14 protein-coding genes are annotated in these 13,893 nt (G+C 72.1%); 10 read left to right on the top strand and 4 right to left on the bottom strand.

Annotated elements, in window-relative coordinates; genetic code table 11:
- Positions 1 to 9 precede the first annotated feature (9 nt).
- Positions 10 to 267, top strand: coding sequence for a WhiB family transcriptional regulator (locus OG559_RS06960; RefSeq protein WP_007074725.1), 258 nt, complete (start codon positions 10 to 12; stop codon positions 265 to 267).
- Positions 268 to 367: 100 nt separating this feature from the next.
- Here OG559_RS06960 and OG559_RS06955 read toward each other — a convergent pair whose 3' ends face one another.
- Entirely contained in the window at positions 368 to 817 is a 450-nt protein-coding gene (locus OG559_RS06955; RefSeq protein ID WP_387020101.1) for a metallopeptidase family protein, read from the bottom strand.
- Between the two features lie 176 nt (positions 818 to 993).
- On the opposite strand from OG559_RS06955, the gene OG559_RS06950 reads away from it, so the two are divergent.
- Positions 994 to 1,368: a DUF3499 domain-containing protein gene (locus OG559_RS06950; protein WP_405113581.1), complete on the top strand. Its 375-nt coding sequence runs from the start codon at positions 994 to 996 to the stop codon at positions 1,366 to 1,368.
- A gap of 11 nt (positions 1,369 to 1,379) precedes the next feature.
- On the opposite strand, the gene OG559_RS06945 is transcribed toward OG559_RS06950, so the two are convergent.
- Positions 1,380 to 2,753, bottom strand: a complete 1,374-nt coding sequence (locus tag OG559_RS06945) for an NAD(P)/FAD-dependent oxidoreductase (protein ID WP_405113579.1) — start codon at positions 2,751 to 2,753, stop codon at positions 1,380 to 1,382.
- A gap of 13 nt (positions 2,754 to 2,766) precedes the next feature.
- Positions 2,767 to 4,113: an aspartate aminotransferase family protein gene (locus OG559_RS06940; RefSeq protein WP_405113577.1), complete on the bottom strand. Its 1,347-nt coding sequence runs from the start codon at positions 4,111 to 4,113 to the stop codon at positions 2,767 to 2,769.
- A 1,206-nt stretch (positions 4,114 to 5,319) separates the two neighbouring features.
- Between OG559_RS06940 and OG559_RS06935 the strand changes: the two genes are divergently transcribed.
- Both OG559_RS06935 and OG559_RS06930 read left to right on the top strand, forming a co-directional pair.
- Positions 5,320 to 6,090 (top strand): helix-turn-helix domain-containing protein, encoded by a 771-nt coding sequence (locus OG559_RS06935; RefSeq protein WP_405113575.1) that lies wholly within the window; start codon positions 5,320 to 5,322, stop codon positions 6,088 to 6,090.
- An 8-nt stretch (positions 6,091 to 6,098) separates the two neighbouring features.
- Positions 6,099 to 6,290 (top strand): DUF397 domain-containing protein, encoded by a 192-nt coding sequence (locus tag OG559_RS06930; protein WP_405116430.1) that lies wholly within the window; start codon positions 6,099 to 6,101, stop codon positions 6,288 to 6,290.
- Between the two features lie 60 nt (positions 6,291 to 6,350).
- Here OG559_RS06930 and OG559_RS06925 read toward each other — a convergent pair whose 3' ends face one another.
- Positions 6,351 to 6,863: an Lrp/AsnC family transcriptional regulator gene (locus OG559_RS06925; RefSeq protein ID WP_161687247.1), complete on the bottom strand. Its 513-nt coding sequence runs from the start codon at positions 6,861 to 6,863 to the stop codon at positions 6,351 to 6,353.
- 210 nt (positions 6,864 to 7,073) lie between these two features.
- Between OG559_RS06925 and OG559_RS06920 the strand changes: the two genes are divergently transcribed.
- From OG559_RS06920 to OG559_RS06895, 6 genes are read left to right on the top strand one after another with little or no spacing between them, the layout of a single operon-like run.
- Positions 7,074 to 8,258 (top strand): extracellular solute-binding protein, encoded by a 1,185-nt coding sequence (locus tag OG559_RS06920; protein ID WP_405113573.1) that lies wholly within the window; start codon positions 7,074 to 7,076, stop codon positions 8,256 to 8,258.
- 5 nt (positions 8,259 to 8,263) lie between these two features.
- Positions 8,264 to 9,430 (top strand): ABC transporter ATP-binding protein, encoded by a 1,167-nt coding sequence (locus tag OG559_RS06915; RefSeq protein ID WP_405113571.1) that lies wholly within the window; start codon positions 8,264 to 8,266, stop codon positions 9,428 to 9,430.
- Positions 9,427 to 10,341, top strand: coding sequence for an ABC transporter permease (locus OG559_RS06910; RefSeq protein WP_405113569.1), 915 nt, complete (start codon positions 9,427 to 9,429; stop codon positions 10,339 to 10,341). The genes OG559_RS06915 and OG559_RS06910 overlap by 4 nt, the downstream gene beginning before the upstream one ends.
- Entirely contained in the window at positions 10,338 to 11,180 is an 843-nt protein-coding gene (locus OG559_RS06905) for an ABC transporter permease (RefSeq protein ID WP_405113567.1), read from the top strand. The genes OG559_RS06910 and OG559_RS06905 overlap by 4 nt, the downstream gene beginning before the upstream one ends.
- Positions 11,177 to 12,598 carry an NAD(P)/FAD-dependent oxidoreductase gene (locus OG559_RS06900; RefSeq protein WP_405113565.1) on the top strand — a complete coding sequence of 474 codons (1,422 nt, stop codon included), beginning with the start codon at positions 11,177 to 11,179 and terminating at the stop codon, positions 12,596 to 12,598. The genes OG559_RS06905 and OG559_RS06900 overlap by 4 nt, the downstream gene beginning before the upstream one ends.
- Complete coding sequence (locus OG559_RS06895) at positions 12,598 to 13,800, top strand: saccharopine dehydrogenase family protein (RefSeq protein ID WP_405113562.1); 1,203 nt, start codon at positions 12,598 to 12,600, stop codon at positions 13,798 to 13,800. Before OG559_RS06900 ends, OG559_RS06895 begins: the two co-directional genes overlap by 1 nt.
- Positions 13,801 to 13,893: the final 93 nt, after the last annotated feature.

The following is a 13,893-nucleotide window of genomic DNA, read 5'->3' as shown; positions in this document are numbered from 1 at the left end:
GCATCTTAGATGGACGGCCAGCTCGAGGTGGCCGACCTGCTCGGGAACGCACCGGAGTGGCAGGAGCAGGCACTCTGCTCCCAGACCGATCCGGAGGCGTTCTTCCCCGAGAAGGGCGGCTCGACCCGCGAGGCGAAGCGGATCTGCTCGCGGTGCGAGGTCAAGACCGAATGCCTGGAATACGCTCTTGGCCACGACGAGAGGTTCGGAATCTGGGGTGGGCTCTCGGAACGAGAGCGGCGCAAGCTCAAGCGGCGGGCCGCCTGAGCGTTGCCGGGCCGGGGCGGTGGGGGCCGCCCGGCTCAGGCAGTCGGCCCGGGATTGTGGGGGTCACCCCGCGAGGCCCGCGGCCCGGCGACGGGTGGGCTCAGGCCAGCTCGTCCGGGTCGACCCCGAGCAGGTTCGCCACCTGCTCGATGATCACGTCGTGCACCAGGTCGGCCAGGTCCTCCCGGTCCATGGCCCGGAACTCCAGCGGACGGCGGTAGAGCACGATCCGCGGCGGCACCTCCTGCTGGCCGGGGCGGCCGGGCAGCAACCGGGCGAGCGGCACCTCGCCGTCCTCCAGCACGTCGGAGTCGTACACGTTGAGGTCCGGTGGCACGTCCTCCACCGCGAACTCGACGCCGGCCAGCTCCTTCGCGAACCGTCGTTCCAGGGTCTCGACGGTGTCCAGCACGAGATCGTCGAAGACCTCGGCCTTGGTCCGGGCCAGCGGCACCGTCGCCGGCACCAGCCGCCCGCGCAGGCCCCGCCCGTGCCGGTCACGGTGGGCGCGCCGGCCGGAGCCGGGGCGGCGGTGTTCCGGACTGGTCATGCGCTACAGGGTAGCCCGGCGCGCGGCCCGGCCCCCGGCTGTGTCGCTCCTGCGGCGCGCCGTCCCCGCCCGGTCACTGTCCTGCTCGTCGGATGTTGCGAATTGTGATCTCGATGACGGGCGTGTCGCAACGCGAACCAGTGCGTCGGACCCGGTAATGGAGATACCCTCCCGCCGTGAGGTCACCACGGCGCTGCTCCCGAAACGGCTGCCCCCGGCAAGCGGTCGCCACATTGACCTATGTCTACAACGAGTCGACGGCCGTGGTCGGGCCCCTCGCGGCCTTCGCCGAACCGCACACGTACGACCTCTGTGAGCAGCACGCCCGCAGCCTGACCGCCCCCCGGGGCTGGAACGTGGTCCGCCACGAGGGCGAGTTCGAGCCTCCGCCGCCCAGCGCCGACGACCTGGTCGCCCTCGCCGAGGCGGTCCGCGAGGCGGCCAGGCCCGCGCCGCCCCGCCCCCCGGACGAGCAGCACCACCAGCAGTACCCCCAGCACCCGCAGACCGGCCGCCGTGGCCACCTCCGGGTGATCCCACCCAACCACTGACCGCGCCGGGGTCAGTGGCCCAGGAAGCGGTTGAACAGGGCCGCCCGGCGGGCCGGCCGGCCCGTCCGCAGTTCCGCCCGGTCGGCGGAGAACATCACCTTCAGGCCCGCGTTGACGGCCAGCCAGCGCACCGGCTCCGGCTCCCAGCGCGGCGAGCGGTGACCCACCCACGGCAGGTCGGTCAGGTCGCTCACCACGCCCCGGACCAGGTCGGCGAGGGTACGCCCGGCGAGGTTCGTGGTGCCGACCCCGTCGCCGACGTACCCGCCCGCCCAGGCCAGCCCCGTCGAGGCGTCCAACCCGACGGAGGCCGACCAGTCCCGGGCGACCCCGAGCGGCCCGCCCCAGGCGTGACTGACCGGCACCTCCGGCCCGAGCACCGGGAACAGTTCGCCCAGCACCCGCTGCAGCGCGGCGAAGACCCGGGGCTCCCGGTCGTAGCCGGGGGAGACCCGGGACCCGAAGTGGTACGGCGCGCCCCGCCCGCCGAACGCCAGCCGCCCGTCGGCGGTGCGCTGGCCATAGATGATCACGTGCCGGTGGTCGGAGAATGTCTCCCGCTGCGCCAGCCCGATCTCCGCCCAGGTCTGCTCGGGCAGCGGCTCGGTGGCCACCATCAGCGAGTAGACCGGCGCGATCGCCCGCCGCTGCCCGGGCAGCCCCGGCGTGTAGCCCTCCGTCGCCCGCACCACCACCGGCGCCCGGACCGTCCCGGCCGGGGTCACCGCCGCCCCGGCCCGGACCGCGGTCACCGGCGTCCGCTCGTGGATCCGCACCCCGCGTCGTTCGACCGCCCGGGCCAGCCCGCGGACCAGCCGGGCCGGGTGCACCACCGCGCAGTGCGGGGTGTACGTCCCGCCGCGTACCCCCTCGGCGGCGCACCTGGCGGCGGCCTCGGCGGCGTCGAGCAGCACCAGGTCGTCGGGGTCGAGGCCGTGCGCGCGGGCCTCGGCCACCTCGGCCCGGGCCCGGCCGAGCTGGGCCTCGCTGCGGGCCAGCATCACCGTCCCGCCGAGCTGCCAGTCGCAGTCGATTCCCTCGGCGGCGACCACCCGTCCCACCTCGCGGACGGTCTTCTGCATGGCCCGCTGCATCCGTAGCGCCGCGTCCCGGCCGTGGCGGCGGGCCAGCGCCGGCAGCGAGGTGGGGAACAGCGCCGAGCACCACCCCCCGTTGCGCCCGGATGCGCCGAACCCGGCGATCTCCCGTTCCAGCACCGTGATCCGCAGCGCCGGGTCGGCGACCGCGAGGTAGTACGCCGTCCACAGCCCGGTGTACCCGGCCCCGACGATCACCACGTCCGCGTCGGCGGCCCCGCCCAGTGGCGGGCGGGGCGTCAGCTCGTCCATCGTGGACAGCCAGTACGACAGCTCCTGATAACGCATCGCCGGCCGACCGCTACAGCCGTGCCCACGCCTCGGTGAGCACCGCGCGCAGGATCTGCTCCATCTCGTCGAACTGCTGCTGCTCGGCGATCAGCGGCGGGGCGAGCTGCACCACGGGGTCGCCCCGGTCGTCGGCGCGGCAGTACAGCCCGGCCTGGAACAGCGCGGTGGACAGGAAGCCGCGCAGCAGCCGCTCCGACTCGGCCTCGTCGAACGTCTCCCGGGTCGTCTTGTCCTTGACCAGCTCGATGCCGTAGAAGTACCCGTCCCCCCGCACGTCGCCGACGATCGGCAGGTCGTGCAGCTTCTCCAAAGTGGCCCGGAAGGCGTCCTCGTTGGCCCGGACGTGCCCGAGCAGGTCCTCCCGGGCGAACACCTCCAGGTTGGCCAGGGCCACCGCGCAGGAGACCGGGTGGCCGCCGAAGGTCACCCCGTGGGCGAACATGCCGGTCTCGGTGAGGAACGGCTCCATCAGCCGGTCGCTGGCGATCATCGCGCCGAGCGGGGCGTACCCGGAGGTGATGCCCTTGGCGGTGGTGATGATGTCCGGCTGGAAGCCGTAGCGGACAGCGCCGAAGTACTCGCCGAGTCGGCCCCACGAGCAGATCACCTCGTCGGAGACGAGCAGCACGTCGTACTCGTCGCAGATCTGACGGACCCGCTCGAAGTACCCGGGCGGTGGCGGGAAGCAGCCGCCGGAGTTCTGCACCGGCTCCAGGAAGACCGCCGCGACCGTGTCCGGCCCCTCCCGCTCGATCGCCCGGCGGATCTCCTCGGCGGCCCAGCGGCCGAACGCCTCGGGCGAGTCGCCGTGCTCCGGCGCCCGGTAGAAGTTCGTGTTCGGCACCTTGATCCCGCCGGGCACCAGCGGCTCGAAGTCGCTCTTGATGCCGGGCAGGCCGGTGATCGACAGCGCACCCATGGACGTGCCGTGGTACGCGATGTACCGGCTGACCACCTTGTGCTTGTTCGGCTTGCCGGTGCGCTTGAAGTACGCCCGGGCCAGCTTCCACGCCGCCTCGACGGCCTCGGATCCGCCGGTGGTGAAGAAGACCCGGTTCAGGTCGCCGGGGGTCAGCGAGGCGATCTTCTCGGCCAGCTCGACGGCCCTCGGGTGGGCGTACGACCAGAGCGGGAAGTAGGCCAGCTCGCCGGCCTGCTTGGCGGCGGCCTCGGCCAGCTCGGTGCGGCCGTGCCCGACCTGGACGACGAAGAGCCCGGCGAGCCCGTCGAGGTAGCGGCGGCCCTGGGAGTCCCACACGTACGCGCCCTCGCCGCGCACGATCGTCGGCACCTCGTCGGCGGAGTAGCTGGCCATCCGGGTGAAGTGCATCCAGAGGTGGTCGGTCGCGTTGGCCATGTCAGCCCCATCAGGTCTCGGGGCCGGTCAGGGGTGGCACCGGCCGCTCTGCCCACGGTTATCCCACAGCCATCACCGAGAAAGCAAGTGAGATCGGTGGCACTAAACGCCTACAGCAACGGAATCAGCGAGTGGTTACGCCATGTGCAACGGATTCCGCATCATGCACTATCGCTCGGATTCCACCCGCCTCCACCCGCTGCCCCGCCCCCCGGTGCCCGCTGCCCCGCCCCGCGGGCGCCTGCGCTCCCGCCGTCAGCTCCACCGGTTCCGTCGGGGCTGGCAGGGCTGACGGGGGATCGCGCAGCTCTTCGGGAGCCGAGCGTTCCGCGACGCCATGCTGCGGCCTGCCTCGAATGGGCGGTCCCTTGCGGGGGGGGGGCGTGGTCGTTGGGGCCCTGCGGAGCTGCCTCGTCGGCGCTGCTGCCTCTGGTTGGCGCTATCGCTCCTGATCGGCGCTCCGGCCGGCGGGCCCTTGGCGTGCTGCACGGGGTCGTCGGTACCCCCTATGGAGCTGCCCCGTTGGCGCTACCGCGCTGCTGTGCCGGTGGTGTCACCGGCGGGCGGGGTGTGGTCGGTGGCCGTGTGGAGCTGTCCCGTTGGCGCTACCGCGCTGTTGTGCCGGTGGTGTCACCGGCGGGCGGGGTGTGGTCCGTGCCCTCTATGGAGCTGCCCCGTTGGCGCTACCGGCCTCTGCGCAATGGCATCCCCCCGGTGCCGGTGCCGGTGCCGGTGCCGGTGCCGGTGCCGGTGCAAGCGTGGCTAGCCAGAGCGGCGCGCCGGGCCGAAGGGCTCGATGCGGGATCGGGGCGGAGGTCTCCCGCGCTGCACCGCCGGTAGCACAGACGGGGCAGCTCCAAAGGAGCCCGTGGGGGACTCCCGATGCTCGCCGAACGGGCCTTCTTCAACCCGCCGCCGCTGTGGACGCCGGCCGGGTGGAACGTGGGAGGGCTGGGCCGAAGGGCTGGCCTGGCCTGGCTCGGCTCAGCTGGCCTGGCTGGCTGAGTTGGCCGAGTTGGGCCGGGGTGGGCTGGGCTGGCTGGGCTGAGTGGGGCTGGGGTGGACGTTGCCAGGGCCTTTGCCGGGCGGTTCGGGCGCATGCCGGATGCGCGAAACAGGTCCTACCACGACCTGCCGTTTCGGGGCCGACATCGACACGGAGCGTCGCTATGGTGCCCACGACGCGTATCCGTGACAGGAGGCCTGATGGGCAACGAGGTGCTGCGGATGGCGATGGCTGCCCTGGGGGAGACGGCCGAGTCGCTGGCGGAGAAGGTCCGTGTCGACCCGAAGACGGCCGCCCGGTGGCTGGCGGACGGGCGGACTCCCCACCCCCGGACCCGGTTCGCGGTCGCCGGCCTGCTCGGCAAGGAGGTCGCCGAGCTGTGGCCGGAGCCGTTCCGCCGCCGGGACCTGCCGTGGTTCCGGGCATGGGCCGAGCTGGAGCAGAACGCCACCTCGCTCCGGTCGTACCAGCCGTTGTTGGTGCCGGGGCTGCTCCAGACCGAGGGGTACGCGCGGGCCGTGCTGAGCACCGGCGGGCTCCTGCCGCCGGTCGAGGTGGAGCGGATCGTGGCCGGCCGGCTCGACCGGCAGGCGATCCTGTCCGCCGAGGCCCCACCGCAGTTGGTCGCGGTTATCGACGAGGTGGTGCTGCGCCGGGTGGTCGGCGACCGGGCGGTGATGGCCGGCCAGCTTGCCCACCTCGTGGCGATCGCCGAGCGGGAGCACGTGCAGGTCCGGGTGATCCCCGCCGAGAACCCGTGGCACACCGGTCTGGCCGGGCCGTTCGTTCTCGCCCGTTTGCCCGACGGGACGGAATTGGCATATATCGACAACCAGCTTCGCGGTCAGGTCGTGAGCGACCCGGTCGACGTTGCTAGCCTGGGGCGCAGGTGGGAGAGCGTCACCGGCGAGGCGCTGCCCCATCGCCGGTCGATCGAGCTGATCAGGGAGGTGGCGACGACATGGAGCTGACCGACTCGCTGGCGGCTGCCCGTTGGCGTACCGCGACCCGCAGCAGCAACAACGGCGGGGACTGCGTCGAGGTGGCCGACAACCTGCCCGGTCGGGTGCTGGTGCGCGACAGCAAGGACCGCGACGGCGGGACCCTCAGCTTTGCCCCGGCCGCCTGGCAGGCCTTTGTGGACCTTGCCCGCCGACCGCCGACCGCCTGACCGGCGCAGCCACCACCTGACCGGCCGCCGACGCCTGACCGGGTGGTCGGGTCGGGAGGCTCAGGCCGTACCCCAGCTGTAGGTCTGCTTGCGGAGCTTGAGGTAGACGAAGGCCTCGGTGGCGAGCACGCCCTCGACGGCGCGCAGCCGTTGCAGGATCTCCAGCAGGTGGGCGTCGTTGCGGCAGACCACCTCGGCGAGCAGGTCGAACGACCCGGCGGTGATCACCACGTAGTCGACCTCCTCGAACTCGGCGAGCCGGTCGGCCACCGCCTCCAGGTCGCCGTCGGTGCGCAGGCCGATCATGGCCTGGCGGGGGAAGCCGAGCTGGAGCGGGTCGGTGACCGCGACGATCTGCATCACCCCGGCGTCGAGCAGTCGCTGCACCCGTTGGCGCACCGCTGCCTCGGACAGGCCGACCGCCTTGCCGATCGTCGCGTACGGCCGGCGGCCGTCCTCCTGGAGCTGCTCGATGATCTGCTTGGCGACGTCGTCCAACAGAGCGTGACTGGCACCCCCGCGGACGGCGACGCGTCGCCCGCCGTTGCCGCTCTCCTGCTGCCGGATGGTCATCGTCCGCTCCCCATGTCCGCTTCTTCCACGGAATCGTAGTGCCCCGGCGCAGTCTGGCGTAATTCGTGGTGCATCGCTATCGCGGCAACGGAATCCCTTGTGAGGCAGGTCAGCTCATGTCAGGATCAGTCGTCCATCGCCTGAAGACCCTCCCGCCGTCGGGCCATCCCCCGTCCCGCCCGCCGGCGATGACCCCCTAGGAGTCGTCACATGCGAACTCCCCTCCGGCCCCTCACCCGGCGTGGTCTGCTCACCGGCACCCTCGGATCCGCCACGATGCTCGCCACGGCGGGCGCGCTCGCCGGCTGCGGCACCAAGGGCGCCCAGCAGACCGAGGCCGGCTGCGTCAGTGAAGACCTCTCCGGCACGGAGAAGAAGCTGGCGTTCTCGAACTGGCCGCAGTACATGGACGTCGACGACAAGAACGAGTCGAAGCGGCCCAGCCTGGACGCGTTCGTCGCCTCCAGCGGCGTCCAGGTGACCTACACCGAGGACATCAACGACAACAACGAGTTCTTCGGCAAGGTGCAGAACCAGCTCGCCGCCTGTCAGGGCACCGGGCGGGACATCATCGTGCTGACCGACTGGATGGCCGCCCGGATGATCCGGCTCGGCTGGATCCAGAAGCTCGACCCGGCCAAGATTCCCAACGTGACGGCCAACCTGCTGCCGTCGCTGCTCAGCCGCTCCTTCGACCCGGAGAACCGGATCTCCATCCCGTGGCAGTCCGGCCTCGCCGGCCTCGCCTACAACGGCGGCGTCACCAAGGAGATCCGTACGGTCGACGAGCTGCTGACCCGCCCCGACCTCAAGGGGAAGGTCACCGCGCTGTCCGAGATGCGCGACACGATGGGCCTGCTGCTCCAGTCGAACGGCCACGACTCGGCGAACTTCACCGCCGCCCAGTTCGACGACGCGCTGAACAAGCTCAAGAAGGCCGTCGACTCCGGGCAGATCCGCAAGTTCACCGGCAACGACTACGCCCCCGACCTGGCCAAGGGCGACATCGCCGCGTGCGTCGGCTGGTCCGGCGACATCATTCAGCTCTCCGGCGAGAACGAGAAGATCAAGTTCGTGGCGCCGGACTCCGGCGTGATGCTGTTCAGCGACAACCTGATGGTGCCGAACAAGGCCACCCACAGGGCGAACGCCGAAGAGCTGATCAACTACTACTACCAGCCGGCGGTCGCCGCGAAGCTGGCCGCGTACGTCAACTACATCTGCCCGGTCAAGGGCGCGCAGGCCGAGATGGAGAAGATCGACCCGGAGCTGGCCGCCAACCCGCTGGTCTTCCCGGACGACGCCCTGCTTGCGAAGTCCAAGGTGTTCATGGCGCTGGACGAGAAGCAGGAAAAGGAGTACGAGGGCAAGTTCCAGCAGGTCATCGGCGCGTGACGGGGATGAGCGCGAAGACGACGGGACGCGACGCGCCGGCCGGCGACCTGCGGCTGGTCAACCTGACCAAGAGGTTCGGCATCTTCACCGCGGTCGACGACCTCGGCCTCACCATCCCGCAGGGCTCGTTCTTCGCCCTGCTCGGGGCGTCCGGCTGCGGCAAGACCACCACCCTGCGCATGATCGCCGGCCTGGAGCAGCCGACGAGCGGGCAGGTGCTGCTCGGTGACCGGGACATCGCGCGGCTGCGCCCGTACAAGCGGCCGGTCAACACCGTGTTCCAGAGCTACGCGCTCTTCCCGCACCTCAACATCTTCGAGAACGTGGCGTTCGGGCTGCGGCGGCGCGGCATCCGCTCCGTCGACGACGAGGTCATGCGGATGCTCGCGCTGGTGCAGCTCGACGACTTCGGCCACCGCCGCCCGGCCCAGCTCTCCGGCGGGCAGCAGCAGCGGGTCGCGCTGGCCCGCGCGCTGATCAACCGACCCCAGGTGCTGCTGCTCGACGAGCCGCTCGGCGCGCTCGACCTGAAGCTGCGCCGGCAGATGCAGACCGAGCTGAAGCGCATCCAGACCGAGGTCGGGATCACCTTCGTGCACGTCACCCACGACCAGGAGGAGGCCATGACCATGGCCGACACCGTCGCGGTGATGAACGCGGGGCGGATCGAGCAGCTCGGCGCCCCGGCCGACATCTACGAGTACCCGGCCACCGCGTTCGTGGCGAACTTCCTCGGCCAGTCCAACCTGCTCGCCGCCGAGGCAGCCGGTCCCGCCGGGTCCGAGGTGCCGGTCACCGCCCACGGTGCCGGCTTCTCCGTGCCCGCCGACCGCGCCCGTGCCGACCGGGGCACGGTCTACCTGGGGGTACGCCCCGAGAAGCTGCACCTGGCGGACTCCGCCGATCAGGTTCCCGCCGGCCACCAGCACGTCACCGGCGTGGTCACCGACGCCTCGTACGTCGGGGTCAGCACCCAGTACCTGGTGCGCACCGGCTGGGGCGGCGAGCTGTCCGCGTTCGCGGCGAACAGCGGGCTCGGTGGCCGGCTGCCGGTCGGGGCGTCCGTGGTGGCGCACTGGGACCCCCGGCACGCGTTCCTGCTGCCCCGGGAGCCGGGTCAGGACGACCGCACCGCCGGCCTGCTCGACGAGCCGGTGGGTGCGTCCTCGTGACGGCGCTGGCCCACGTACCCACGTCGACGGGGCGGCCGGCGGGGCCCCCGCCGCCGGCCCGGCGCGGGCGGCACCGGCTGCTGCCGTACCTGCTGCTCCTGCCCGGCGCGGCCTGGCTGCTGCTGTTCTTCGCCGTGCCGCTGTTCCAGCTCGCCGTCGCGAGCCTGTACGACCCCAGCGGCTCGCTCTCCACCGGGTACGCGCTGACCTGGGCGTTCGGCAACTACCCGGACGTGTTGCAGGCGTACTGGCCGCAGTTCGCCCGTTCCTTCGGGTACGCCGGGATCGCCCTGGTGCTGGCCCTGCTGATGGGCTACCCGCTGGCGTACGCGATCGCGCAGAAGGCCGGCCGGTGGAAGAACCTGCTGCTGGTCTGCGTGGTCGCCCCGATGTTCACCAGCTTCCTGGTGCGCACCCTGGCCTGGAAGACGATCCTGTCCGACAACGGCGCTCTGGTCGGGCTGCTGCGCGACGTGCACCTGCTCGGCCCCGACGGCCGGTTGCTGGCCACCCCGATCGCGGTGATCCTCGGGCTGACGTACAACTTCCTGCCCTTCCTGGTGCTGCCGCTGTACGCGAGCCTGGAGCGGCTCGACCACCGGCTGCTGGAGGCGGCCGGCGACCTGTACGCGAGCCCGGTGCAGACGTTCCGCCGGGTCACCCTGCCGCTGTCGATGCCCGGCCTGATCGCCGGCACGCTGCTGTTCTTCATCCCGGCCACCGGCGACTACATCAACGCGGAGCTGCTCGGCACCCCCAACGAGTACATGATCGGCAACGTCATCGACTCGGCGTTCCTGGTCCGGCTGGACTACCCACAGGGCGCGGCGCTGTCGTTCCTGCTGATGGCGGCGATCCTCGCGGTGGTCTTCGGCTACCTGCGCCGGGCCGGCACGGAGGAGGTGCTGTGAAGTTCTCCCGTTGGCTGGCCGACCGCTGGGTGATGGGCGTGGCCCTGCTGGTGCTCGGCTACCTGTCCCTGCCGATCGCCGTGGTCGCCGCCCTGTCGTTCAACCGCCCGTCCAGCCGCCTGTCGTACGACTTCAACGAGTTCACGCTCGACAACTGGCGGCAGCCCTGCGCCACCTCCGACATGTGCGACTCGGTGCTGCGCAGCGTGCAGATCGGCTTCATCTCCACCGTCGTCGCCACCGTGCTCGGCACGCTGATGGCGTTCGCGCTGGTGCGGCACCGGTTCACCGGCCGGTCCGGGATCAACCTGCTGATCTTCCTGCCGATGGCCACCCCCGAGCTGGTCATGGGCACCTCGCTGCTGGCCCTGTTCGTCTCCGCCGGCGTGCCGCAGGGCTTCTGGACCGTCGTCATCGCGCACGTCATGTTCTGCGTGTCGTTCGTGGTGGTGACGGTCAAGGCGCGGCTCGCCGGGATGGACCGGCGGCTGGAGGAGGCCGCGGCGGACCTGTACGCCGGCCCGTGGCAGGCGTTCCGCCTGGTCACCCTGCCGCTGGTGCTCCCCGGAATCGTGGCGGCCGCGCTGCTGGCGTTCTCGCTCAGCTTCGACGACTTCATCATCACGAACTTCAACGCGGGTACCACCGTCACGTTCCCGATGTACGTCTGGGGCGCCGCCCAGCGGGGCATCCCGCCGCAGGTCAACGTCATCGGCACGGCGATGTTCGTGATCGCGCTGCTCCTCGTCGGGCTCACCTCGCTGCGTGGGCGGCGGTCCCGCCGCGCCGGCCTCCCGGTCGCCCCGGCAGCCGACCGCCGGGCGAAGAACCCGTCATGATCCTCCCGCATACCGGACGGGCGCTCGCCGACGCGGCACCCGTGCCGTACTGGCTCGACCGGCCGGAACGTCCCGACCCGCTGCCGCCCCTGACCGGCGCCCACGCCGCCGACCTGCTGGTGATCGGCGGCGGGTACAGCGGGCTGTGGGCGGCCCTGCTGGCCAAGCAGGCCGACCCCGACGCCGACGTGCTGCTCGTCGAGGCCGGCACCTGCGGCTGGGCGGCGTCCGGGCGCAACGGCGGGTTCTGCGCCGCCTCGCTCACCCACGGCCTGGCCAACGGGGTGGACCGTTTCCCCCGCGAGATCGCCGAGCTGGATCGCCTCGGCCGGGAGAACCTGGCCGACATCGCCGCCACCGTCGACGCGTACGGCATCGACTGCGACTTCGAGCGCACGGGCGAACTGGCGGTGGCCGTCGAGCCGTACCAGCTCGCCGGGCTCGCCGAGGATGTGGAACTGGCCCGCCGGTACGGCCACGACACGCGGCTGCTCGACCGCGACGAGGTGCGCGCCGAGGTCGACTCGCCGACGTACCTCGGCGGGCTGTGGGACCGCGACCGGGTGGCGATGCTCGACCCGGCGAAGCTGGCGTGGGGGCTGCGCCGCGCCTGCCTCGACCTCGGTGTGCGCGTCCACGAGCACACCCGGGTCACCGGCCTGCGCGGCGACGGCCCCGCCCTGCGCGCCGCCACCCTCGGCGGAGCCGGGCGGGCCCCCGGCGTCGTCCGCGCCCGGCGGGTCGTCCTCGCCACCAACGCGTTCCCGCCGCTGCTGCGCCGGCTGCGCGCCTGGCTCGTCCCCGTCTACGACTACGCCCTGATGACCGAGCCGCTCACCCCGGCCCAGCGGGACGCGATCGGCTGGCGCAACCGGCAGGGGCTCGCCGACACCGGCAACCAGTTCCACTACTACCGGATCACCGCCGACGGGCGGATCCTGTTCGGCGGCTACGACGCGGTCTACCACCACGGCAACCGGGTCGCCCCCGAGCTGGAGCAGCGGCCGGCCACCTTCACCGCCCTCGCCGAGCACTTCTTCACCACGTTCCCGCAGCTCGCCGACGTGCGCTTCACTCACCGCTGGGGCGGCGTCATCGACACCTGCACCCGGTTCTGCCCGTTCTTCGGCACCGCGTACGACGGGCGGCTGGCGTACGCCGCCGGCTACACCGGCCTCGGCGTCGGGGCCACCCGGTTCGGCGCGCGGGTGATGCTCGACCTGCTGGCCGGCGGGGACACCCCGCTGACCCGGCTCGACCTGGTCCGGGGCAAGCCGCTGCCGTTCCCGCCGGAGCCCGTCCGGGCCGCCGGCATCCACCTCACCCGCTGGTCGCTGGCCCGCGCCGACGCGCGCGACGGCCGGCGCAACCTCTGGCTCCGTACACTCGATCGTCTTGGTTTGGGGTTCGATACCTGATGCGTATCCTGCTCGTCGGCGCCGGTGGTGTCGGCTCCGCCGCCGTCGCGATCGCCGCCCGCCGAACATTCTTCGACACCATGGTCGTCGCCGACGCCGACCCCGCCCGCGCCGCCCGCGCGGTCGACGGCCACGGGGACCGCTTCGTCGCCGCGACCGTCGACGCCTCCCGCGCCGACGCGGTGGCCGCGCTGTGCCGCGAGCACCGGATCACCCACGTGCTCAACGCCGTCGACCCGCGCTTCGTCATGCCGATCTTCGACGGCGCTTACGCGGCCGGCGCCGACTACCTCGACATGGCGATGTCCCTGTCCCACCCGCACCCGAAGCGCCCGCACGCCGAGACCGGCGTGAAGCTCGGCGACGACCAGTTCGCCGCCGCCGACCGGTGGGCCGGGGCAGGAAGGCTCGCGCTGTGCGGCATCGGCGTCGAGCCGGGCCTCTCCGACATCTTCGCCCGGTACGCCGCCGACGAGCTGTTCGGCGAGATCGACGAGATCGGGGTACGCGACGGCGCGAACCTGACCGTGGAGGGCCACGCCTTCGCCCCGTCCTTCTCCATCTGGACGACGATCGAGGAGTGCCTCAACCCGCCGGTGATCTGGGAGAAGGGCCGGGGCTGGTACACCACCGAGCCGTTCAGCGAGCCCGAGGTGTTCCACTTCCCCGAGGGGATCGGCCCGGTGGAGTGCGTCAACGTCGAGCACGAGGAGGTGCTGCTCATCCCGCGCTGGGTCGACGCGCGGCGGGTCACCTTCAAGTACGGCCTCGGCGAGGAGTTCATCGGGGTCCTGCGCACCCTGCACAAGCTCGGCCTGGACTCCACGGAACCGGTCACCGTGCGCGGCGTGCCGATGTCCCCGCGCGACGTGGTGGCCGCCTGCCTGCCCGACCCGGCCACCCTCGGGGGGAAGATGCGCGGCAAGACCTGCGCCGGCACCTGGGTCCGGGGCCTGTCGAAGTCGGGCGAGCCCCGCGAGGTCTACCTCTACCACGTCGTCGACAACGAGTGGTCCATGCGCGAGTACGGCCACCAGGCCGTCGTCTGGCAGACCGCCGTCAACCCCGTCGTCGCCCTGGAACTGCTAGCCACCGGCGCGTGGTCCGGCACCGGCGTGCTCGGCCCGGAGGCGCTGCCCCCGCGCCCGTTCCTCGACCTGCTCACCGGCTACGGCTCGCCCTGGGGGATGGAGGAGCGGTGACCCGCCCCGGGTCGCCCTGTCGTGCGATCACCCGGACATCACCGATGGCGGAGCGGCAGTCGCCTCACCCGTAGACGGCCTCTGGCGAAGCTG

Origin of the sequence: Micromonospora sp. NBC_01405, from assembly GCF_045040155.1 — a bacterium.
Classification (GTDB): Bacteria; Actinomycetota; Actinomycetes; order Mycobacteriales; family Micromonosporaceae; genus Micromonospora.
This window is presented reverse-complemented; position numbering and strand designations above follow the sequence as displayed.